This is a genomic window from Microbispora siamensis (assembly GCF_016863095.1).
Lineage (GTDB): Bacteria > Actinomycetota > Actinomycetes > Streptosporangiales > Streptosporangiaceae > Microbispora > Microbispora siamensis.
Genome location: NZ_BOOF01000083.1, coordinates 1 through 23,332 on the forward strand (window position 1 = coordinate 1; position 23,332 = coordinate 23,332).

Here is a 23,332-nt window from a genome sequence, read left to right on the forward strand (position 1 = left end):
CCACCCGGAGGGGCCTTCGCACGTACCGGGCCGGAAAGACGCGAGCAGCGGATCGGCAGGGGTGCGCGTTCACACTGCATGGATCGTGAATCCCTACGGCTGACGGCGCTCGCGCCGCCCGTACCGCCTCCCGAGGCCGATCTGGCGGGCCTGTACCGCGAGCACCGGGTCGGCCGGTGCGGCTCGCGGTGCTGCTCGTCGGCGACCTGGAGACGGCGGAGGACGTGGTGCAGGACGTCTTCGCCCGGCTGCACGGCCGGCGGCGGCCCTCGGATCTGACGCTCGCCTACCTGCGGACCTGTGTGCTCAACGGGTCGCGGTCGGTGCTGCGCCGCCGTGCGGTCATGCTGCGCAGGACGCAGCGGGTCACCGACCTCGCCGACTCGGCGGAGACCGCCGTCCTGATAGGCGAATCCCGCAGGCAGGTGCTGCTGGCGCTGGCCCGGCTGCCCCGGCGCCAGCGGGAGGCGCTGGTGCTGCGTTACTACCTCGACCTGGCGGATTCCGAGATCGCCCTGGTCATGGGGGTGGGGCAGAGCACCGTCAGATCCACGACCGCAAGGGCCCTGGCCAGACTCCTCCGCGAACTGGGAGAGGACGAATGAGCACCATCGAGGATCGGCTCCGTGACGCCATGGCGGCCCGCGCGCGTACGGTGCCGGACGACGGCCTCGACCACGCGCTGCCCGCGCCACGCCGCCCCCGGCCGCGCGGCCTCGCGATCGCCGCGGCGGCGCTCGCGGTGACCGGCACGATCGTGGGCGTGGCACGGCTCGCGGAGTCGTCTCCGGACCCCCGGGAGGTCGGCCTCGCCGTGACGTCGCTGAGCGGTGCCGCGGCCTCGTCCGCCGACGTCTCGGTCTACCTCTGTACGGATCACTCCCCCTTCCCACGCTGCAGAGGCGGCGCGGTCACCGCCTGGGAGCGGGAGAACATCAGGCGATCTCTCCGGGCCCGCCCCGATGTGCAGACCATCGTGTTCGAGGACCGGCGGACGGCGTTCGAGAACTTCCGCAGAAGCGAGACGAACCCCCTGCTGCTGAAGGCGGCCACGGTCGAGGACATGCCGGAGTCCTTCCGCCTGAAACTCGCCCCCGGCGCCGACCACCTGGCCGTGGCCAGGGCGGCGAGCGACCTGCCCGGGGTGTCCAACGTCGTCGACGAAGGGTGCCTGAGGGACAACCTGACCCGGCCGGCGGAGGTCCATAGACAATGCGCCTTCCCGGACAGGGGACGTTGAGCGCGTACGGACGCCGAGAGGGGCACGGGCGGGAACGCCCGTGCCCCTCATGGCCCTACTGGATGTCAGGACCTCGCTTCCCGTCGGCTCACGGGTCGCAGTCCTCGCTGGAGGAGTGCATCATGGGCCGGCTGTAGCTGGTGATCTGCCGTGACTCGGTGACGTACCGCGTCTCGCTGACCGGGCGCTGGTAGGTCATCATGCGCGTGTAGCTGACCGGACGGCTCTCGCTGACGAAGTGAGTGGACCGCACCTCGTGAGTCTCCGGCACCATCCGGGTGTAGCTGACCGGACGGCTTTCCGTGACGAACCGCGTCTCCGTGACCGGGCGCCGGAAGGTGACCTGCTCGGTCACCGGACGGCTCTCGGTGACGTACCGCGTCTCGGTGACGGGCCGCTGGTAGGTCACCTGGCGGGTGACCGGACGGCTCTCGGTGACGTAGGTCACCACGGGACGCTGGTAGGTGACGTACCGCGTCACCGGACGCGACTCGGTGACGTACCGGGTCTGGGTGATGGGCCGCTGGTAGGTCACCTGGCGGGTGACCGGCCGGCTCTCGGTGACCATGCGCGTGTAGGTCACGGGGCGCTGGAAGGACACCTGACGCGTTTCTGTGACCGGACGCATCCGGGTGACCAGCCGCGTTTCGGTGACCGGGCGCTGGAAGGTGACCTGCCGGGTGAACGTGACCGGACGGCTCTCGGTCACCATACGCGTCTGCGTGACCGGCCGCCGGTAGGTGATCGTCCGCGTGTAGCTGATCGGACGGCTGTACGACGACTGCTCGCGGAGCGACGAGCGCAGCAACGACGAGCGCAGCGACGACTCGCGCAGTGACGACGAGCGCAGTGACGATTCGCTCAGCGACGACTCGCGCAGTGAGGCCCGCGAGTGGTGGTAGGCGAGGTTGCTCCCGGACTGGCCGCTCGACTCCTCGCTCGATGAACCTTCCTGGGCGCTCTCCCGCCCGTACCCGCTCTCCTCCTCGTACGCGCGTGCGCTCTGCTGGGCCGCCTCCTCGGACTGTTCGCCGAGGCTGGTGCCCGGCTCCTCGGCCCGCGGCGCGCTGAGCGCGGCGGCGAGGCCGGACGGGTGGGCGGCGGTGGAGGCCGATGCGATGGCCGGCCAGAGCGTGACGGCGGACAGGACTGCCGGACCCAGCAGTAATGAGAATCGAGTGCCGTGCATAGAGATACTCCTCTCCGATCAGCGATCGGGTGTATCTCAATCGTTGTCACACGCGGCGGGAGCCCGTCCAGGCGAGTTGACCCCTCCCGGGCCGTTCGCTGTGGCATTTCATGTGTACCAATGGGCGTGGCTGCGATGACGGCGTCGATGACCGGGCTCCGTTTTGCCCCGGCATTCCGCGGACAATGCGCTTCGACTAATTGCCGAGACGTTTACGACTTCGGCATTGTGTGTTTTCCGGAATATGCACCTCAGCGGTGGGCGATGACGGCGTACCGCTCGTCGTGAATGGGCTTGCCCCACAGCACGGGGTCGGTCAGCGGCTCCACCCGCACGTCCGCCGCGTACGGCCGCAGCACCTCGACGAGAGGCTCGGCGCTCACCCCGCCGAGCCAGGGCAGGGAGCCCGCGCCCGGCACGTACGGCGGGCCGTCCCCGGAGGCCTGCCAGTTGCCCTCGATGAGGATCAGCCGGCCGTGCGGGCGCAGCAGGCTCATCCAGGTGCGCAACGCGCGTTCCGGCGCGGGCAGGGTCCACAGCAGGTGCCGGGCCAGGACGACGTCGAAGGAGGTTCCTGCGGCGGCCGGCGGGTCGCTCGCGTCGCCGGTGAGGACGGGCGCGGTGAAGCCCGCCGCGGCGAGCTTTCGCTGGGCCGCCTCGGCCATCCTGGGGGACAGGTCCACGCCCACCGGCCGGTGTCCCTGCTCGGCCAGCAGCAGCGTCAGCGAACCGGTGCCGCAGCCCAGGTCGAGGACGTCGGTGGGAGGCCGCGGCATCCAGGTCCGCAGCCGTCCCGCCCAGGCCGCGCGCACCCGGAGGTCGCGAAGCCCGTGGTCGGCTTCGTCGTCGAAGGTGTCTGCCTCCGCGTCCCAGTAGGAGGCGATCGACTGGGGATCCAAATCAGGCACGGACGCATCTTGTCACCCGTCACCGACAAAAGTGGATGCAAAGGGTAAGACAGGTGATATCTGCACGGGTCGGCCGGTCGCGGGGGTGAACGGTTCAGTCCAGGAGAGTCTCAGGACAGACGCCAGGACCCCGGCAGGAGGATCTCCTGCCGGGGTCCCGCACGTGTGGTGCCGGTGCCGGGTCGCCTCTCGGCGAAAGGCACAACGCGGCTCCAGCCGAACGGTAGTCCGCGAAGGCAAATTAGGTGAGGCCCGGGGACACCTGCACACCGGCCACGCTTCATCCAACCACGTGTCCGCACTCGTTGTTCCCGGGCCACGCCACCTTTTTCCGAGCCGATCTCCGGCACCCGCTGCTCGACCACCGCTCAATGCCGGAGGAAGAAGGTCTTTCCGGACGTGCCGGGGAAGACGAGGACCAGGTGCTCCTCGACCGGGCCGGCGGACTCGTACGTCATCGCCTCCTCCTGTTTCCCCAAGGTAGACGCGGACGCGGTAGCGGCAGGGCCCGGCGGAGGCGAGGTTCGGCAGCCGGACGCGGGGGCGGGACGGGACGTCAAAACGTGTTGCCCGCCGTTGCGGGCTGCGGAAGCCTCCCTCCTGTGGAGCGAGTGATTCTGGCCGGGGCCGACGGCGCCCCTGCCTTCAGTTATGTCGAGGACGAACGGTACGGACTGCCGTGCGCCGACCTGGTCGAGGTCATGGGTCCGGGCGCGGTCGACGCGATCATGGCGAAGCTGCCGGGCTGGGCGCTGGCGGGGCCGGTGGACCTGGGCGAGGCGCTGGTCGCGCGCGGCGCCCGCGTGATGCGGCACGCCCACGAGATGACCTGTGAGCTGCGTACGGCGCCGCCCGCCGAGGCCGGGGCGCCCGAGGGCTTCCGGTTCGCGCCCTGCGACCGGTCTCCTGAGGAGGTGTTCGCGGCGTGGCGAGCGGCCTATCCGCCGGGTCACCCCGACCACCGGAACGTGGACGACGCCACCGCGCTGCGCGACCTGCTCATTCCGGTGCTGAAGGGACAGGTGACCGGGGAGGTGCTGCCCTGCAGCCTGCTCGCCGTGGACCGGGACGACGTGGTGGCCGGCGGCGTGATGGTCACCCTCTTCCACGGCCGGCCCTGGGTGGTCGAGGTCTTCCGCCACCCCGCCCGCACGCCCTCCGGCCTCGGCACGCGCATGCTGGCGGCCGTACGGGACAGGGCCGCGGCAGGCGGTTGGGAGCGGCTCGGCCTGGCCGTGTCCGAGGGCAACCCGGCCAGACGCGTGTACGAACGGCTCGGTTTCACCCTGGTCGGCAGCTCGATGACCGTCGTCATCCCGAGCTGATCGACGTGAGGAACTCCTTCAACTCCCGCTCGTAACGCCCGGGGTCGGCGTTCCAGGAGCCCGTGTGCCCGCCTCCGCTCGTCCGTACGAGCCTGACGATATCGGGGCGGGCCTCGGCGAACCGCAGCGCCGGGCCGATCGGCACGGTCGCGTCGTCGTCGTCCACGAAGACCAGCGTGGGGATCCTGAACTCGCGCGCGTGCCGCAGGTGGTCGATGTCGTCGAACGACACGCCGGTGCGCCGCTCGATGACCCATTCGCCCACCGACACGAGGAAGCCGGGCACGCCCATCTGCTCGGCCCCGAGGGCGATCGGCGCCCGCCAGTCGATGACCGGGCTGTCGAGGATCATGGCCTTGATCGGCTCGCCGGGCAGGTTGCGTACGGTCATCGGCACGATGCCCCCGCCCATCGACCAGCCGTACAGCACGATCCCGGTCGCGCCCTGGCTTCTGGCGTACGTGATGGCGGCGGCCACGTCCTGCCACTCCGTGGCGCCGAGGTGGAACGTGCCGTCCGGGCTCGCCGGGGCGTCCTCGTCGTTGCGGTAGGTGATGCCCAGCACCGGCATCCCCAGGCTGTGGAGAACCGGCAGCACGCGCAGGGCCTCCGCCGGGCCGCCGTTGCGGCCGTGTACGGCGATCACCCACGTCGTCGAGGTGCCCTCGGTCCGCCAGCCGGGAAAGTCGCCGAGCGGCGAGGGGATCTTCACGTCCGTGTACGGCACGCCGGCGGCGGCCGGGGTCGCGTGGCCCCACAGCCAGCGGTCGAGGTAGGCGTGCACACCGGGCCGCAGCTCGCCGTGGACGACCTCGGTGACCTTCCTGGTCACCGTGCCGGCCCCGGTCGCGATCACCTTTCCCAGCAGCGCGTTGCCGTCCGCCCAGGTCAGGCCGTACGTGCCGGGGGCGTCCGTGTCGGCGCCGCCCTTGATCGTGACCTGGTCGCCGCTGACGGCCGTCACCTCCAGGGGATAGCCGGAGGTGTGGACGGGGTCGATGACCAGACCGGAGTAGTACCAGCCCGCGCCGCCGACGGCGGCCACCGCGAGCACCACGACGACGGCGAGCGTCCACAGCAGGCGGCGCCGCCGGCGTCTTGTCCCGCGCATGGCCCAGAATCTACTGGGCCTTTTTCAGTTGGTTAAGTGCGTATGACGCCTTTCGTACGCATGAGGAACTCACCGAGGTAGGCGTCGTGCGGAACCCACGGCGGCATCAGGTACGTGGGAGTGTCCCCCAGGTAGACGTTCCTGATCGACGGGTCCTCCACCAGGCGGTCGACCAGCCCGTCGTCATCCGTGACGGCGGTCAGCACGAGCGTGTTCCGCAGCGGCTCGATGCCGTCCGCGCGGCTCCAGGGCGCGAACCACGCACAGGGGAACGACAGCTCGATGCCCGTCTGGGGCGCGTCCGGCCGGTCCACCAGGAAGACGGCCGGTCGCAGGACCCCGCTGCCGTCGCCCAGGTCGTCCACCACGCCGTCGCCGCCGAGCACGGGCGTCGCGCCGTTCACGTGGTCGAGCAGGTACTTCTCGATCGCGTGCGCGTCCGCGACCGGCTGGACGGGCAGCACCGCGCCCTCGTCCTCCGGCGGCAGACTCGGGATCGCCGAGAGCCGTTCCGCGACGGCCTCGGCCACCGGTGCGGGATCGCCCTCCACGAAGACGGCGGTGGTGTTCACGCAGGCCGTCCCGCCGAAGGCGCTGACCGAGTCCACGATCGTGCCGAGGTGGGACTCCCAGTCGTGCCCGGTGAGCAGGATCTTGGACCGTCCCGGGCCCTGCGGCAGCACCCTGACGTCGTTGCCGTACTTGTTCACGACCTCCTCGCCGCCGTACACCATGGCGAGGTCCGCGTCGCGGATGATGTCGTCGGCCACCGCGTAGTCGGTCGGCAGGAGCACCACCTGGTCGTCGCCGAACCCCGACTCCCGCAGCGCCGTGATCAGGCGGTGCGGGGTGAACGGCTCGCGCCGCGAGGGGCGCACCGCGACCCGGTAGCCGAGCGCCAGGGCCTCCAGCCACAACGTGTGCACGCCCGGGTGGTTGCCCGCGGCGTGCACGGCGAAGACGTCGCCGCGCCGCGTCCAGACCGCCTGGCCGTTGCGGGTGAGCGGGTCGCGCCAGTCGTCCACCGCCCCCTCCGGACGGGCGTACCGGGTGGTGCGGTACGCCTCTCCGGCGCGCCGGCCGATGCCCGCGGTCGCCGAGCGGACCACGGTGATCGGCATCCCCGAGACGCGGCTGACGATGTGCTGGTACTCCTCCGCCGAGATGCCGTCCACCACGCCGGTCGCGAAGAGCCGTCCCGCCCGGGCGAGGGCCGTCGCCCGCTCGTGGGCCGGCAGGGTCCGCGCCTCGCGCAGGGCCGCCATCGTCCGCTGGACGAACAGCCGCGGCACCAGGCTCAGCTCGGCGACCGGCGTACCGGTCAGCTCCGTGATCGTCAGCCGGCTGCGGCTGTGGTACGGCCCGCCGGCGCCCAGCGCGTCGAGCCGGATCAGCTCGTCCATCAGTACACCCCCTCGATGACCGTTTCGTTCTCGAAGGTGGGGAGCGGGCCGACGTCGGCGACGGAGTCGCCCATCTGCCCCGGCGGCGGCGCCACGCGGGTGGCCTGGTCGCGTTCGAGGTTGTTGGGCAGCAGGAAGCTCTTGCTGACGTGGTGCATCACCACCTGGCCGCGGTCGCCGTACCGGACGGCCTCCCCGGTCTCCTGGTCCACCACCGAGAACGTGATGTAGGGCGAGAACGTGTCGAAGACGACGAGGTCCTCCTCCGGCGGCGCTACACGCTCGCCCAGCCCGCCGAGGATCATCGTGCTGCCGTACGTGCCGTAGATCTTGACGTTCGGGAAGACCTCGGTGCGGAGCAGATAGCGAGTGTCGGGATCCATGTGCGCGCCGCCCCAGCTGATCGCGGCGATCTTCGAGTTGATCAGGTCGACGAGCGCGTTCCTGCGGGCCAGCCGGGTCAGCAGCGGCGGCGTGGTCACCAGGACCCGCACGTCCTGCGTCTCCAGGATGTAGGTGCTCTGGTCGATCAGGTGCTCGGCGTAGCGCTCGGCCTCGTCGCCGCGGCCCTCGGCGATGCACCGCTTCACCCACCGGGGGTCCATGTCGACGGTGAACCGGATGCCGCCCCGCCGCGCGGCCTGCCAGCGGACCAGTTCGCCGAAGACGTGCGGCCCGGTCGGCCCGAGCGACAGCCAGTGGCCGCTCTCCGGGTAGCCCTTGGCCTGAAGGTCCTGCTCGGTGCGGTGCATCAGCCGTTCCACCCAGTCCCGCAGCAGCACGACGCGCTTGGGCGGCCCGGTCGTGCCCCCGCTCTCGTACACTCCGATCACGTCCGCGTCCGGGCCGTACCCCCGGGGGATCAGGTCCTCCACCCGGATGTCGCGCAGCTCGTTGGCCACGTTGGGGAACCGGCGCAGGTCCTCGAAGGTGCGCACGTCCTCACGCGGGTCGAAGCCGAGCGTCTTCGCCCGTTCCAGCCAGTACGGCGAGCCGGTCTCGGGGCTGAAATGCCACCGCATGGCGGCCTGGATGAACTCCGGGCCCTCCGGGACCTGGTCGAGCGGGCAGTCGAGGATCGGATCTGTCGCCATATCCCGTCCCTTTGACTTGGAAATCCCCTGAAATGCCAGGCTATTTCTGGGTGATTCGCCACCAGGTCAAGAGATTCCGGGACTGTGGAAAAGATCGGGCACCAGATCTCGGGGCCGGATCTCAGGAGCGGATCTCAGGGCCGGGGCGAGGTGCGCTGCCAGAGCCGGCCCTGGCCCTTCCCCGTCGCCGCCCGGCAGCGGGGGCACACCCTCCGCACCTCGTCGGCCGCCCCGCCCGACTCCGGGAACGCGTCCGGCCACGGCACGTGGTGGAACCGGTACAGCCGCGACCGGCTGAGCGCGAGCCCGCACACGGTCTGGTTCGTGCCGGGCCACCAGGCGTGCGCCTCACCCGCGGGCTTGCGTACGCCGTCCTCGTCCCGCCACTCGCCCGAAGCGGCCACCGAAGGCTCCCCGCGTGGCATCGCCCGCCTCCTCTCGCGTCCCCGCCGCATGCTTCCCGTACGAGGCGGGGCGAACCATCAGCAGGGCACCTTGACATGGGAGGGGTGCGGGGCGAGAGAAGGCAGGTCCTTCGCGACGTCCACCTCGACGACGGCCGTGGAGCCGATCACCGCCCCCTTCGGCGTACGCGTCGTCACCTTCCTCGGCTTGGCGGAAAAATGGCGTGCCCGGTGTGGTGGGCGGCAGGTAGCCTCTCCGGGAATCCGGAAGGGGCGTCAAGTGGGTCATGTCGAGGTCGGGCAGCCGACTGTCAAGCTATAACCCACATAGCTCGCTCCTGTCCGGTTGTCCCGTCTGCCGTCGCCCCGCTTTCAGGGCAAGCGGGCCGGGGGTCAGGGCGCAAGGTGGAGCGCCCAACCGGACGAACGACCTTGCGCCCTGACCCCCGGTCTGCTCGGCTTGCCCAGGGGCGACGGCTGGCGGGACGACCGGCCTTCCACCTCAGCCCGTTACGGTCTTTCGGCAACGTGAGCGGGCCGCTCCCGGAGCCGGAGCTCCCCGCCGGAGGCAAGGCAGTTCAGCCATACCGCGTCACCTCATAGCGTTCGCGATGCTGCTCCTGCTGCTCGGCTGGTTACGGAGCAAACATGGGCGCACCAGGCGATCGTCAGCTAGGCTTATTTCACTCGATCTGGCTTGCGGGTGGCTCACTCGTGAGTCGAGCCGGACGTGTGAGTACAGCCTTCTGCGTAAGAGGCCAGGGCTCATACGCACCACTCCCATGGTCCCGGTGGAGATCGTAGGAAGCGTAGGGGGTAGCCCGATATGTCCCCCAGGAGCATGACAGGGCTACTCAACCCCTTCTGCTTAACGAGGGCTAGTACAGACGACCGGAGCGAGAATGGAAGGGGAGATCTGGATGTCTCCGAGCCTTCGTAAGGTCAGCTAGCCAAAGGTGTGGGCTGCGATCGGTAACACGGTCAGCAGCCTCTTCGTCTGGCTCATCATTCCAGTAGCTGTCCTCGCGGTGGCGTTCCTGGGGGTCCGTGGGCTTATGGCCTCGGGCCACGCAAACCGTGTTGAAAGCCTGAAATGGAAGAGCAAGTACCTTGGTGAGCTTGAGCTGACCTATCGTGATTCGGATTCCTCCTCAAAGGAGGACAGCGGAGAAGTCGCTGTAAGCAGCGATGGACCCGCGAAGAAGAGATGGTGGCACCTCATCCGTCGGAGGGAGGTGACATCCTCTTCGCGAGACTGATCTCAGGTCTCCTCGGCCCTTCCAGCGCAGACACCCTCTGATCGGGGTGTCGAACCTGGAAGGGCGTTTTCATGTCTGAGGCTCCTTGCCCGGTTGGGCGGGGACGGCGGAATGCCGAAGGCACCCGAAGGGCGAGCGAAGCGAGTTCCGCCGGCCCCGCCGCCGCACGCTTTGCAAGCTGGGCGGTGGCGCGGGCCCATCGTCGGTGGGTGCGTTCGGTACGGCGCGGTTGTGACGCGGTGGGCGGTCCGAGTGCGGCCTCGGCCGGGACCGGCCCCCAGGCCGCATGCCCGGACGGGTGCCGCGACGATGGGCCGCTGCGGCGGCGCGGCACGCGCCGCCGCCTTGATCCCCTACAAGCTGAATTCGGCAACTGTCGCTATTCAGGACAGCCGCCCATTCATGGCTCTCTCAGCGAAGAAGCGCGGTCCATCGTTCGACAGAGCGCACCATCACCGGAAGGAGCTCCGCGGCTTCGTGCACCTGGGCGACAGCGTCAGTCCACGTCGGCGAGGCTGGATCAGCATTGTCGAGAAGCGTCATGAGCCTGCACGCAGGCCACTCCATCATGCCGCGTATCAGGCCCACGAAAGCGATCTCGTCAACCGTTCCCACCTCACCGCCGTTCTTGGCGAAGGCTGACACAGCCGCCTTCACTAGGCGAGGATCAGGCTCGTCATCCCCGAGGCTGCGACAGGCCAGCAGCAGCGCGAAGTGCACCAGCTCCCACCACGGCACCTCTGGCCCTGAGTGGTCGAAGTCGATGAGCACGGGTCCCCGAGCAGTGAGCAGGATGTTCCGGTGGTTGATGTCCCGGTGGCAGAGCTGGAAAGACGGGTTCGTGGCAAGTCCCGCTTCGACGAGCTGCGTACCGTCCGCCACGGCCGCCAGGAGTTGAGCGCGCTGCTTCGCAGTGACGATCTCCATTGCTTCGGCTTTGTCCAGCCACACATGCCAGTCACCGAGGGGATAGAGGGGATAACCTAGCCCCTCATTGAGGGAGCCGGGCAGGGATACCGTGGCCATAGCCGCCACGATCCGTCCTAGCCAGGTGGCCAAGTCCTCATTCGCCGGGATCTCCGGCTGGGTGCCTTCCAGCCATTGACTGACCCGGATGTAGTCCGGTCCTTCCGGCATGGCCAGCCAGTAGCCCGGGGAGATACCGCACGCCTCAACCGGCGGAGGGGTGAGGACACCTGCAGAAAGAGCCGCCCTCTCAAGGTCTCCGGCCTGTTGCATGGCCTCGAACTCCCAGCGCTTAGATGGCCGCAGCATCTTGACCACCCACTGTCCGGTTGTCGTGTGCAGCTTCCACGTACTCGCAGGACCGCTGCCGGGAAGAACCAGCGGTGACGAGCAGACCTCACCGAGGTCGAACATCCTCGCGACCAGTGCCGCATCTATCGTCATCGGTTCAGTATGGCCGCCTGTATGGGAGTCGGGTGGATAGTCCAAGCGCCGTGTCGATGGGAAGGAGCAGGAGTCTCGCTCACGTTACGATGCGCATGCTCGGGTAGGCTGAGCTGATGACTGAGCGAGAGAGTCAGCAGAGCGACATGCCAGACAATTCCGCAGTCGAGACAAATGATTCCGATTCTTCGCCGGATGAGGAACGGATTCCTTTAGAAGAGGAATCATCCACCGATGAAACGATTTCGGTGGAGGCATCCGGAGCCTCTATGGACGATATCGATCGTCTCTTGCTTGATGCTCCGAGAAACCAGCGATCCTCGCTGATTAGGGATCACCTCGCTGAACGAGTAGGGGATGACTCCCTAGAGTGGATTGATGACCTCGCGCGTCGCGCCGCTAACCACGGGCTAACGATTCATGAAGTTCGCTCGATAGTTACCGATTTAGCTTGGATCAGCAGGGATCGAGGAGAACGCCTCCCTTCCGATACTGCGCCAGTCCCTAGCTCAGCCGGAGAATACTACGAGTTGTTCCGGCTTGTACGCTCTTATGCTTTGGGTCAGCGGCTTAGGTTTGATTTTAAATTTGATTCGCTGCGGGATGTCTCCCAACACTGGCTTAGCGAGTTCGATAATGACGCTCTTATCCTGAGCTTCGTTGCCTTTGCGGCTCTCGGGCTGCGACTCCCTCACGGCCTTGACCTGTATGAGAGAGCAATCAACGCTCCTGATGCGGACAGGCGTACTCGTCATGTATGCCTTGCCGGCATGTGGCTTGCCTATCACGTCGAAGGGCAAGCAGAGAAGATGCTGGAGCTGTCAGGCCAGATGATGGCCAAGGGGGAGATTGATGAGAATGTGTTCTTCAGGAGAGCCTCAGCGCTGCGCAAGCTGAAAAAGTATGAGCAAGCGCTACAGGAGATTGATCACGCGATTCATATGCTCGGCATCGGCAACAATGCTGTCCATCAAGACTATGTGCGCGAGCGTGAGTCGATAATCCTCAGTATGCAGTTGCAACGACATGCTGATTCTTTAGCGGCGTCGATCAGCGCAGAAGTCGTCGAGCGTGCGGAGAAGAGAATCGAAGACGCCTCCGCTGCATTGACAAATAGAATCGAAACTGCACAGCGCGTCGTTTCGGACTCGCTACTTAAGATTGTCGAGATCCTGGGGCTGTTCGTGACCCTGGCAGGGTTCCTGATAGGATCTGGGGTAGTGGTATTCAAGTCGAGTACCTTCAATGAGCGAATCATTTCAATGGCTATGGTGATCGTTGGGTCACTAGTCTTCTTTGTTCTCCTTCGAGTGGTAACGGGCTTCCGGAGAAAAGAGCGTCATGGAGCACGAAGCAAGTAATATCTTCTTCCCGGACATCATTGAGCCTATCCGACAAATCGGGGCACGGCAGTTCGATTTCAGCCGTCAGGTAGCTGTGATGGCTATCGTGAACAGAACGCCCAACTCCTTCCACGACCAGGGCCGAACTTTTGAGCTGTCCCGCGCTGTAGAGGCAGCACTTAAGTCCGTCGAAGAGGGAGCGGACTGGGTTGACGTCGGCGGACTTGCTTTCAGTGCTGCGCAGCCGGAGCTGAGCGTTGCCGAGGAGATTGATCGTGTTGTACCTCTGATCGCAGCGATCAGAGGAGGAACCGACGCTGTCATCTCAGTAGATACGCACCGGACCGAGGTTGCCAAAGCGGCATTTGAAGCGGGTGCGGATGTGCTGAACGACACCAATGGCCTCCGCGAACCTGGTATCGCGGAGGCAGCGGCAGAGGCCGGCGCACACGTGATCGTCACACACAGCTTGGGAGGGCCGAATAAGATGGTCTTTCGTCCAAGCTATCAGGATGTTGTGACGGAAGTCGCTGACTTCCTTCGCCAAAGGGCCCTATACGCGCTCAACAAGGGAATTCCCGCTAGTCGCATCATCATCGATCCCGGGCATGACCTTAACAAGAACACATACCATTCACTCGAACTGACGAGGCGTCTTCGCGAGATCACATCGATCGGTTATCCGACTCTTGTGGCAGTTTCCAACAAGGACTTCATTGGAGAAACTCTCGACCTGCCGCAAGGTCAGAGAAAAGAAGGAACGATCGTCGCGAACGTCGTATGCATATTGCAGGGTGCGCGTATTCTGCGGGTGCACGATGTCAGGGATACCGTGATTGCGGTACGCATGACGGAGGCCATGCTTGGATGGCGTGGACCGCAGACGCCTCGGCACAACCTCGTCTGAGTTGCCTCAGGTGTAGGAGGGATCAGCCCTGGTTCCGTTCCTTCAGCTCGGCCTCAAGGATGTTCCGCCGGCCGCTGGCTAGCTCGTCTCTCATTCTCTGTTCCAGCTCGACAAAGCATCGGTAATAGCCATCGTCGTATTCCTCCACGACCTGGAACGTCCACCTACCAGGCAGCACGTCTAGGCCGAGTAGTTCCGTGGACAGAGTTTCGGCTTGAGCATCGTGACCTGCCGCCTGTAGCAGCTTGATGGCCTCGCTCAGCCGCTCGTGTGCGCCTCCAGTCAGTTGGTGGAAGGCGTACAGATGGCCGCGTGCTCGCTGAACCATGCCCATAGCATCGGCTAGCTTGCCCAAAGCATTGATCGTCGTGTCATCAACACCGCTGGGCCGTCGTCCACGCCACTCGGGGACACCATCGCTCATGTGGAGATGCTTCCCCGCAAGCCGCCCTCTGTATCCTCGACGGCTGCGATCGCAACAAAATACCTACGACCATGCCTGAGAACAAACCGAAAAGCCGGCCAACCGCTCTGTACAGCGACCCGCCAGATACAACCTATCGGCAACAATATGGATAGAACGGCATTAGAAGGTCCACATTCTGGACCAATAAAGTACCTTCCCGGTATCATCCATTAGAAGAAGCGTTCTGACTTCGCCGCCTTTAAGAATCGGCACTAACTGCAGTTGACCATTCTTCTGTCGCAAGACATCGAGTAGCCTTGCAATTTCAGCATACTCAAATGTGTCGGGCGTGAATCTAGCGAGGCGCCGCCTATAGGTATGCCAGAGAGATTCGACCGACACGCCGTGGTTTCCTGCGCCCACTTCGAAGTCGGAACCAAGCAGGTCCAGTATCTCTTCACCCAGCAAGCCGCTATCTATGGCTCGAATCAGCGCATCATTTATTATGGTCTTATCCATGGGCCTCGATCTCGACTAATTTCTGCACCTGTAACTCTGCCCGTGATCAGGACCTCACTTTCCCCATAGATGTCAGGAGACTCCACTATTCTTCCGCCTGGTATCGAGGACCTAGGGACGCGGAGCACAAGTCCACCTGGGCCCAGTTCTTCTGCTGCATCTAAAGCCACATCTTCATAGTCCGTTGTCCATGACGTATAGATACTATTGGTATTCCCACCATTGTGTTGAGCCGGGGTTGCGTCACCTCCATGAGGAACGGCTTCTCCCTGCGATGCCTCCGGGTACTTGGGATGACCGGCAGGAATCCCCCTGTAGAGATAGTCTTCGTCATCACCCTCACCGTCAGAGTCTAGGACGGTTTCGACACCGCAGGTAGCTAGGAGGGTCTGAGGGCATTCGTCGTACGAGCCGGGGCCGTCGACGTTAATGGGGGTCTCGATGATCGGGATGTCGCCGGGGCCGGGATCGACGTCGGCCACTACGCCGGAGCATGGGCCGTCGCTCATGTAGAAGCATGCATGATCGTAGTCGCCGGCGGAGCAGGAACCGTCTTGGATGTGGCTGGTGCACATTGCGATGGCTTCGGGGTCTACCGGACCGGTTCCTAGCGGCGGACCCTCAGGGCTCTCGGGGCAAGGCTCCCCTGCCTCCACCATCGTTCCGTCGTCGCATCGCAACCAGATGGTTCCAGTGCCCTGGCTGCCGCCGCCCCTGCTACCCGGAGTACTGACGCTGTTGGTGGTGCCGCCGCCGGCGCTGCTGGTGGGGTGGGGGTCCACGTTCACCACGACCGCAGGCCCGCACTGGTCTTGGGGCATGATGGTGCAGACCCCGTACGTGTAGTCGTCTGAGGCTGCAGGGGTTGGTTCAATGAAGCACGTCTTGCAACTCTTTTTTACTGGAGTCGGTGCGCGACGTGGCTCTGTTTTTGCAGGTCGCGAAGGCGTTTGGCTACTCGGGCGGGTACTGCTGGGACGGCTACCTCCGCTGCGGGGACGGTTACCTCCGCTGGATCCCCCTGAACCAGAGGTTCCCTTCCCACCGGTGTGCCCGCTATTGCCCGCCTGGGAACCGCTCTTCCCCTTCTTCCCCTTACCCTTCTGGCCTGCTTGCTCGTATTCGCCGATACTTCCATATCCGCCCTTTTTGGCGGCGCAGGCCCTCGGGAATTCCTGGCATTCGGTTCGAGTGCTTACTTGCTTTGGCTTGCATCCCCCCATGAGCCTGCAGGTCATTCCTTGCAACCTGTCGTCTGCAGACGTTTGACCGTGAAGGGTGCTACCGCCACCACCAATACTGCCCCATTTCGCGCAGTAGGCTCCGCCACCGATTAGTGAGACCCAATGGAGACACACAGGGGAGGAGCTGTGACCGCTGGGGTCGACGTTTCCTAAAGGGTCGGCGTTGCCGTAGGCGTAGCGGTTGCCTTGGGCGGAGGGGATAGGAACTAGTGCCCAGGTGTCCCGGCTGGTGAAGCCGCCGATTGCTGGCTGGTACCAGCGGGCGTGCATGTTGACTTTGCCGGTGTCGGGGTCGGTCCATTCGCTTTGGTAGCCGAGTTGGGGCTGTTCGCCAGTCTTGGCGGTGACCTTGCCGAAGGGGTCGTAGGCGGTGGAGCCGGTGAGGCCGGTGGCACCGGCGGCGAAGCTGCCGACGATGTCGCCGTGCTGGTCGGCCATGAGGAACTGGGCGGAGCCGGTGCCTGTCTTGGCCGAGATGACTTCACCGTACGCGCCGCGGCTGTAGGTCTCCTGCTTAATGCCAGCGCTGTCGGTGACGGCGACGAGATCGTTGCCGGTGTCGGCGTAGAGGAAGTTGCTGGTGGTGCCTTGCCTGGTGCGGGTGGTGATGCGATCGAGGGCGTCGTAGGTGTAGCTGACGTCCCCGTCGCTGATCAGCCGGTCGAAGGCGTCGAAGCTGTATTGCTTAGTGAGGCCGTCCTTGGTTTCGGTTGCCAGGGTTCCGCGTGCTGTGTATGTGTAGTTGGTTCCGGCCCCGGAAGTCAGTCGGTTGCGCTCGTCGTAGGTGAAGGTGTCGTTGCCGGCTTTGATGCGGTTGCCGGCGGCGTCCCAGCCGTACTCAGTGGTGGCGCCGGCCGGGTCGGTCCACGAAGTCAGGCGCCCGGCATAGTCGTAGTGGTAGGCATTGGTGCCTGCGCCCGCGGTGCCGGTTGTGGTCTTGGATGTGAGCCGGTCTTCCTTGTCGTACCCGTAGGTGATGGAGGCCAGTTCGGTCCCGGATCCACTCTTGAGGGTGTCGCTGGTGAGGCGGTTCAGGGCGTCGTAGCCGAAGGTGCGGTCAGGTCCTCCGTTCCCATGTCTCATGGAGGTGAGGCGGTCGGCGTTGTCGTAGTCGTAGGTGATGGTGACGCCGGTCAGCGGGTCCTGGGTGGTCGTCAGGCGGTCCTTGCCGTCCCAGGTGAACGTGGCGGTTCCGGCGGCGTCCTCGCGCTGGGTGAGCCGCCCGTTGGCGTCATATCCGAAGGCGGCCTGGTCCGCCCCCGCCTTGGTTGTCTTGAGCAGTTGACTGCGGTCGTTGAGGGTGAAGGCGAGGTCTCCGGCTGAGGTAGTGCGTCCGGCCAGGTCGTATCCGAAGGTTTTCGCCTGGGTGGCGGCTTCGGCGCCGGTTCCGCTCTGTTGTGTCAGCCGGTCGAGGTTGTCGAAGGTCCTGGTGATGCGGACGCCGCCCGGCTGCAGTTCGGACACCGGGTTGCCGGCCGCGTCGTAGGTCGTGGTCCAGGTGCGGTCGGCCAGCGCGGGGTGCTGGGTGGTCGCCGGCTCGACGACCGATTCGACGAGGCCGAGGGTGTTGTAGGTGGTGATGGTCGAGTTGCCGCGTCCATCGGTGTAGCGGGTCTTCGCGCCGTTGGCGTCGTAGCCGAACGAGGTGGTGATGGAGTCAGCGGCCGAGACGGGTTCGATCATCCGCGTGAGACGGCCCAGCGCGTCGAAGGCGGCGGTGATGGTGTGGCCTTCTGCGTCGGTACGGCTAATCAGGTTGCCGTCGGCGTCGTAATCGAAGGTACGGGCGCGCAATTCGTTGCCATTAGCGTCCAGATCCTTCACCGTGGTGGCCCGCCCCGCATGGTCGTAGGCCACGCTGGTGGCGTTGCCTAGGGGGTCGGTCACCTTGACCTGGCGGCCGAGCAGGTCGTAGGCGAACGTGCTCTTGTGACCCAGTGGATCGGTCAGTTCGGTGATCTCACCGAGTGGGTTGCGAGTCACGCTGGTGACGTCGCCGGCCGGCCGCTTTTCTGTCAGGAGGTTGCCCGCATCGTCATAGGTTGCGATGGAGGTGAGCGTCGCGGTAGTGGGTTTGCGTTCGAGAATCGAGGCAGTGATCTGCCGGCCAAGATCGTCGTAGGTTGCTTCGCGGCGTGCGCCGGTCGGGTCAGTGGCTGAGAGAAGCTCGTCGTCGAGGGTGTAGGTGTAGTCCCAGTTTCCTCGTGCGGCGCCGGAAGCGGCAGGCGGGTCGGTGACACGCACCATGCGGTCCAGCGCGTCATAGACCATGTTTGTGGTATTGCCACGTGGGTCCGTGAGGCTGGTCAAGCGGCCCGCAGCGTCATATCCGAACAAAGTCTTGGGAATCAGCGCCGTTCCACCGGGAGGGGTGTAGGAGGAGGCGGTGAGTGAGGTGACACGACCGGAGCGGTCGTAGACGGCGGTAGCACCCCGGCCTTCCGGATCGACCGTGTGTGTCTGTTCACCTGCTGTGTTGTAGCCGTAGCGGGTGACGGGACGTTGGGTGGCCGGTGTACCGCCGGCTCGTTCGACGGCGACGGCGGGGTCCTTCAGTTCGACGAGCTGCCCGACCGCGTCGTAGCGGTACAGGGTGGTGTAGTCGGCTCGGTTGGCGTCGGGGAGGTTGCCCCGCGGTGTGGTCAGCTCGGTGACAAGCCCGCGGTCGTCGTAGGTCCAGGTGGTGACGAGATCGTTAGATCCGTTTTTCACCGTTTCCTTGGTCAGCCGCTTGCTGTTGTCGTAGTCGAAGGAGACGGTTTCGGTGCGGGAGGTGTCGGCGGCGCTGTAGGCGGTTGCGGTGACGTTGCCGACGGCGTCGTAGCTGTAGCTGGCCTTGCGCGCGAGCCCCGTCGGGTCGAGTGTCACCGACGTCAGTCGGTTCGCGGCGTCGTACAGGTAGTCCGTCCGGGTCTGGCCACCGCCGGTTACCAGCCGTACCAGATTGTTCGCCCAGTCGTAGGTGTAGGAAGCCACAACCACGTCCCGGGCCGTTGCGGAGCCGTTGAGACGGGCGTCCCCAGCGATCTCCTCGGCGAGGCCGTTGTCCTTCCAGTAGGTGTAGCGGGTCGTTCGGCCCATGGCGTCGGTCTCGGAGGCAAGCCTGCCGGCAGGGTCGTAGGCGTAGGACGACATGACCACGTCGGTGGCGGGCTGCGGGTCGAGGGGACTACCGGTCCAGCCCTTGAGGGTGGTCGAGGCGAGTTCTCCCCGTGGCGTGTAGGCATAGTGCGTGACCGCACCGCTCGGGGAGGTGTAGGACACCAACGCGCCCGTGTGGTCGTAGGCGTACCGGGCGACCCCGCCTTCCGGCCCGGTGACTGTTTCTGTCCGCCCGTAGGCGTCGTAGGTATAGGTCGTGGTCCGGTCGGGATCACCGCCCGTGAGGTCGGCGAGGGTATAGGAGGTGCGGTTGCCGTCCACGTCGTAGGCGACCCGTACCTCAGCGGTATGAGTCACCGACGTGATCTCATTGGCGACACCGGGACCAGTGATCTTGGTTACTCTACTGAGCGCATCGTAGGCGTAGCTTGTGGTCACGCCGTCGGGGTGAGCGTCCGAGACCGTGCTGACAGAGGATGTGCGGCCCAGGGCGTCATAGGAGTACCTGGTGATCAGCCCGCTCGGAGCCTCGCTTTCGGCTACTTCTCCATCTGCCCTGTAACGGTAGGTGAGCTGGTCATCGGTGGGGCCATCGACGGACTTGAGCAGACCGCCCGGTACCTGCCCTCCGCCGACGGCGGCCTCGGTGCCGTCTGTGTAGGAGAAGGTCGTCGTCCGTCCGTTGGGAAAGTCGGCGGTGGCCGGGGTGGTCATCGCGGCGATTTCACCGAACGGGGTGTAGCTGATTTTTGAACGGTAGGTGTCGTCGCTCGGGCCGGAGGACCGGCCGTCCCGGTTCTCGGTCACCTTGTCGTTGCGCGGGTCGAAGGGGTTGTCGACGTTCAGGTAGTAGGCGTAGTAGCTGGTGGAGCAGGCGTCGACCGCCCTGCAGGTTTTCTTGCCGATCAAGTTGCCGCGCGCGTTGTAGGACAGCTCCGTCGCGTTACCGTTCGGATCAGTAATCTTGGCGGGGTATCCACCGGTGTCGTAGGCGTACCGGGTGGTCTTGCCGAGTTGATCGGTGGTGGAGATGGCCCGGTAACCGCGCAGGGCGTCGGTGACGTAGGTCAGTGTGCCGTTGTGCGGGTCAGTGACCGTGACCGTGGCGGAGGTCTGGGTGCTGGAGTCCTTGTTGTAGGTCAGGTCCGACAGGGCCCAGGTGCCGCCGTCGTGGTCGGTGTGCGTTTTCAACCGGCCGCCATCGGCGGAGTAGGTGTTCTCGGCGTGCACACGGCCGGACAGCTGGGTCTCCTTGGTCAGCAGCGGCTGGGCCAACCGTGCGGCGTAGTGGGTGCGGACGGTGGCGAGCCCAAGGGGCTTGTCGTAGACCGCAACCTCGTCGATGCTGCCGGCGAACGGGAAGGTCGTGGCTGATGACGTCGTGGAGGGCCAGTCCGGGGAGCCGAAGCCGGCGCCGATGCGGGTGTCCCACATTGTGGCGGTGCCTGTGTGTGTGATCTTGCCCGCGAGCCCGCCGACCGGCTGCCCGTCTAGGAACAGGGTCTGGAAATTCACCGAGGCGGACAGGACCACATGGTGCCAAACGCCGTCGTTGACTGTGCGGGCGGAGGTGATCGGCACGGGGGTGCCGGTGGAGAACTGACCGCGTAGTTTTCCGTCCGTGCCGACGTAAATGCCAGGCGCGGACGCCAGTGGCGAGCTATCCGACGAGCTCTGGTAGCCGAGGATCGTGCCCGAGCCGGTGGTCTTGAACCAGGCTTCCACCGAAACGCTGCCACCCAGTCCGCTGACCGTCGCTTCGGGCAGCGACACGTAGGCCGATCCGGAGGTCCCGGCGAAGGTCATGGCGGTGTCCGGCGAGCCGGCCAGGGCGCCGGCGGCACCCGCGGTGGCATTGGCCGTGGTGCCCTTGATCTTGCCGTCGCTTTCACCGAGGTCGATACCGGCGGAGCTGGGCACCTTGCTGTTCAGAGCAGTCGCGGTTCCGCCGAGGCGCCAGTAGCCGGTGGGCCCGGTGTCGAGGACGACACTGCGGTAGCGGGAGGCGTCGGTGTAGGTGTAGGTGATGCAGGCGCCGCTGGAGGCCGGGGGGCATGCCTTGATCAGCTTGTCGCCGTCGTACTGATAGCTCCAGGTGATGGGCGTTCCGTCGACGGGGTCGGTGGCGACGCTGGTCACGTGAGCGCCGGTCCAGGCGAAGGTGAGCGAGCGGCCTCCGGTAGCGGTGACCTTCTGCAGTTTGCCGTCGGTGCCGTACACCAGGTTCTGGCTGTTGTCGCGTTTGTCGCTGACTCTCGTCAGCCGCCCTGAGGTGTCGAACCAGTAGGAGACGGCCGACCGGTCCATCAGACGCCAGCCGCCGTCGTCCAGGCTGACCAGGGTCGCAAAGGTCCCCGGCGGAGAGGCGTAGGTGCCGTCGCCCTTGGACGCGAAGCGCTGCTGGCTGCCGTCGGGGTAGGTGACCAGCACCGTGGCGGGCGGTGTGATCTTCGTCATGCCGGCCAGTTCCTGGATCTCGGCGAGTGACAGAGCCTTCTGGAACATCCGGATGTCGTCGATGGCGCCCTTGATGTCGCTGCCAAGCACCGTCGTGCCAGCTGCGTTCCAGCCAGCTGGGACGCCGGTGACGGTTTTCATCAGCGTGCCGTCGAGGTAGAGGGCTATGGAGCCGGCGGCCTTGTCGTACACCCCGGCGACGTGGAACCACCTGCCGACCGGGGCGTCCACGCCGGACAGCACCTGCGTCCGGGGGGAACCGGCGGTGTCGGAGGCGTATGTGGCGAACATGAGCTGCCCGGTCGCCTGATCGACGCCCAGGTAGTACGGCGTCCGGTTGGCACCGTTCTGCTGGGCCACCTGGTAGGCGCCTGACCTGTCGTCCAGCTTCAGCCAGGACGCGATCGTGTAGCTGTCGTCGGTGCGCAGTACGGGGCCGGGCGCGGTGGCCACAGCGCCGCCGGACTTGGCGATGGCACCGCCGATCTTCCCGGTAACCAGGGAGGTAGCGGCGGATAGCGCGGCGTTGAACTTGCGACCGGAGGCGTCGGCGGCGTACACGCTGCCCAGCAGGTCGCCCAGCCGCCAGTGCCCGACCATCGAGGGATAGCTGAGCGCTTGACCCTCGTCCTGGACCCGCATATCCCACCGAGAAGACCAGCCGGAACCGAACGCGCCGTCAGAGCGTGGGTCGAGGCTGTTGTAGGTACGAGTCACGGTTAACGGAAGGCCGGGGGCGGCGACGGACAGGTCGGTGACCGACCGGGTGTAGTTGCCGTTGACATGGTTAAACTCACGACCCCCGGTCCCGGCCGCCAGCAGGGAATTGACGGTGCCCTGTTGCGGTGCGGTGGTGAAGGTCCTCCACGAGGAGGTCACGGTCGCGGCGCTCGTGGCCGCCTTGGCATACCACCAGTAGGTCTTGCCCCACTGCAGCTTGTCCGCCGGGACGTCGAACGTCCCCTCCTTCGTCCACTCCTCGGAACTCTCACACCACGTCCAGTGGTCCTTCGTCCCGGAGCAGATCTGGAACCAGTAGACAACCTTGGCCTCAACCGGCGACTGCGCGTGCGCGGACAGCGTTGGCCGCAACGTGCCGACTTGTGAGTTGTCCGCGGGGTAGAAGGTCTGGAAGGGGAGCGCCGAGACTGTCGCTGACTGCCATTCCGACCATGGACCGTTCACCCCGCTTGTGGTGACGCCACGCACTCGCCAGCGAATCCGCCACCCGTCGGAAAGCTTGCCTTCCGGAATGACTGTCCAGGCCTTCGAACCGGAAGGGTACGCGGTGGTGCCGGTCCCTGCCCAGATCTGCCCCGATCCCTGCTCGGTCGCCTCCGGGTCGTGCTCGACCTCCACCCCGAGGTATGAATCGCGTCCCTGCGGGTCGGTCACGGTCGCGAACAGCCATGGGGTGAGCGCCCCGGTCGTCCAGGACGACGCTCCCGCCGTTCCGGGCGTCATTCCCAGCGCGGCGACGGCGGGTTTGGTGACGCTCACTGTGGCGGTCTGCCATTCGGACCAGGACCCGATAACACCGGTTGTCGTCACACCGCGAACCCGCCAGCGCACCCGCCAGCCGTCGGTGAGCTTTCCAGCGGGTACCTGCACCCAGGCGTTCGACCCGGACGCATACGAGGTGGTTCCAGTGCCCGACCAGATCAGGCCGGCGCCCTGGTCTGGCATCGATGGATCGTGCTCGATCTCCGCGCTGAGGTAGGAGGCCGCACCTGCCGCGGCGGTTACCTTCGTATACAGCCACGGCGTCGTCGAGGCCAGAACCCAGTAGGTGTCGCCGGTCTTGGTGCCTGGCACCACGCCAAGGCCGGTCCCGGCTGGATTGTTAACAGCGATTCTCGTGGTCTGCCACTCCGACCACGGGCCCGTCAGACCGGTGGTATTCACACCGCGGACTCGCCAGCGCACCAGCCAGCCATCGGTCAACTTTCCCGACGGCACCGACACCGACGCGTAGGACGAATTAGGGTTCGTCGCGGTCGTGCCCGTCCCC

The 23,332-nt window shown here is 65.9% G+C and carries 15 protein-coding genes; 5 read left to right on the forward strand and 10 right to left on the reverse strand.

All coding sequences use genetic code 11. The annotated features are described in order from the left end of the window. Positions 1-176 precede the first annotated feature (176 nt). Both Msi02_RS41575 and Msi02_RS41580 read left to right on the forward strand, forming a co-directional pair. Entirely contained in the window at positions 177-605 is a 429-nt protein-coding gene (locus Msi02_RS41575) for a sigma-70 family RNA polymerase sigma factor (protein WP_239109347.1), read from the forward strand. Next, the gene (locus Msi02_RS41580; protein ID WP_204053219.1) at positions 602-1,240 is read left to right on the forward strand and encodes a permease-like cell division protein FtsX; all 639 of its coding nucleotides are present in this window, start codon (positions 602-604) and stop codon (positions 1,238-1,240) included. The genes Msi02_RS41575 and Msi02_RS41580 overlap by 4 nt, the downstream gene beginning before the upstream one ends. Positions 1,241-1,328: 88 nt before the next feature. Here Msi02_RS41580 and Msi02_RS41585 read toward each other — a convergent pair whose 3' ends face one another. After that, positions 1,329-2,429, reverse strand: a complete 1,101-nt coding sequence (locus tag Msi02_RS41585) for a hypothetical protein (RefSeq protein ID WP_204053220.1) — start codon at positions 2,427-2,429, stop codon at positions 1,329-1,331. Positions 2,430-2,680: 251 nt separating this feature from the next. Further along, positions 2,681-3,337, reverse strand: coding sequence for a class I SAM-dependent methyltransferase (locus Msi02_RS41590; RefSeq protein WP_204053221.1), 657 nt, complete (start codon positions 3,335-3,337; stop codon positions 2,681-2,683). A 602-nt stretch (positions 3,338-3,939) separates the two neighbouring features. On the opposite strand from Msi02_RS41590, the gene Msi02_RS41595 reads away from it, so the two are divergent. Further along, positions 3,940-4,662, forward strand: a complete 723-nt coding sequence (locus Msi02_RS41595; RefSeq protein WP_204053222.1) for a GNAT family N-acetyltransferase — start codon at positions 3,940-3,942, stop codon at positions 4,660-4,662. Here Msi02_RS41595 and Msi02_RS41600 read toward each other — a convergent pair. From Msi02_RS41600 to Msi02_RS41620, 5 genes are all read right to left on the reverse strand, one after another. After that, entirely contained in the window at positions 4,649-5,773 is a 1,125-nt protein-coding gene (locus Msi02_RS41600) for an alpha/beta hydrolase family protein (RefSeq protein WP_204053223.1), read from the reverse strand. The genes Msi02_RS41595 and Msi02_RS41600 overlap by 14 nt on opposite strands. Positions 5,774-5,805: 32 nt before the next feature. Then, positions 5,806-7,176, reverse strand: coding sequence for an aldehyde dehydrogenase family protein (locus Msi02_RS41605; RefSeq protein WP_204053224.1), 1,371 nt, complete (start codon positions 7,174-7,176; stop codon positions 5,806-5,808). Beyond that, a complete protein-coding gene (locus Msi02_RS41610) occupies positions 7,176-8,270 on the reverse strand; it encodes a phenylacetate--CoA ligase family protein (RefSeq protein WP_204053225.1) in 1,095 nt (364 codons plus the stop codon). Before Msi02_RS41610 ends, Msi02_RS41605 begins: the two co-directional genes overlap by 1 nt. Before the next feature lie 134 nt (positions 8,271-8,404). Further along, on the reverse strand, positions 8,405-8,695 hold the full coding sequence (locus tag Msi02_RS41615; RefSeq protein WP_142566012.1) for a hypothetical protein: 291 nt from the start codon (positions 8,693-8,695) through the stop codon (positions 8,405-8,407). Between the two features lie 1,649 nt (positions 8,696-10,344). Next, entirely contained in the window at positions 10,345-11,343 is a 999-nt protein-coding gene (locus Msi02_RS41620) for a phosphotransferase enzyme family protein (RefSeq protein WP_204053226.1), read from the reverse strand. Positions 11,344-11,459: 116 nt separating this feature from the next. Here Msi02_RS41620 and Msi02_RS41625 point away from each other — a divergent pair, with 116 nt between their 5' ends. Together Msi02_RS41625 and folP are read left to right on the forward strand one after the other, a co-directional pair. Next, entirely contained in the window at positions 11,460-12,704 is a 1,245-nt protein-coding gene (locus Msi02_RS41625; RefSeq protein WP_204053227.1) for a hypothetical protein, read from the forward strand. Then, positions 12,685-13,593 carry a dihydropteroate synthase gene (folP, locus tag Msi02_RS41630; RefSeq protein ID WP_204053228.1) on the forward strand — a complete coding sequence of 303 codons (909 nt, stop codon included), beginning with the start codon at positions 12,685-12,687 and terminating at the stop codon, positions 13,591-13,593. Before Msi02_RS41625 ends, folP begins: the two co-directional genes overlap by 20 nt. Before the next feature lie 22 nt (positions 13,594-13,615). Here the strand turns inward: folP and Msi02_RS41635 are convergent, their stop codons facing one another. The 3 genes from Msi02_RS41635 to Msi02_RS41645 all read right to left on the reverse strand — a co-directional run bounded on the left by Msi02_RS41635 (position 13,616) and on the right by Msi02_RS41645 (position 23,265). Next, entirely contained in the window at positions 13,616-14,017 is a 402-nt protein-coding gene (locus Msi02_RS41635; protein WP_204053229.1) for a hypothetical protein, read from the reverse strand. A 162-nt stretch (positions 14,018-14,179) separates the two neighbouring features. Next, positions 14,180-14,518 carry a hypothetical protein gene (locus Msi02_RS41640; protein ID WP_204053230.1) on the reverse strand — a complete coding sequence of 113 codons (339 nt, stop codon included), beginning with the start codon at positions 14,516-14,518 and terminating at the stop codon, positions 14,180-14,182. Next, positions 14,503-23,265, reverse strand: a complete 8,763-nt coding sequence (locus Msi02_RS41645) for a LamG-like jellyroll fold domain-containing protein (protein ID WP_204053231.1) — start codon at positions 23,263-23,265, stop codon at positions 14,503-14,505. Before Msi02_RS41645 ends, Msi02_RS41640 begins: the two co-directional genes overlap by 16 nt. Between the last annotated feature and the right edge of the window lie 67 nt (positions 23,266-23,332).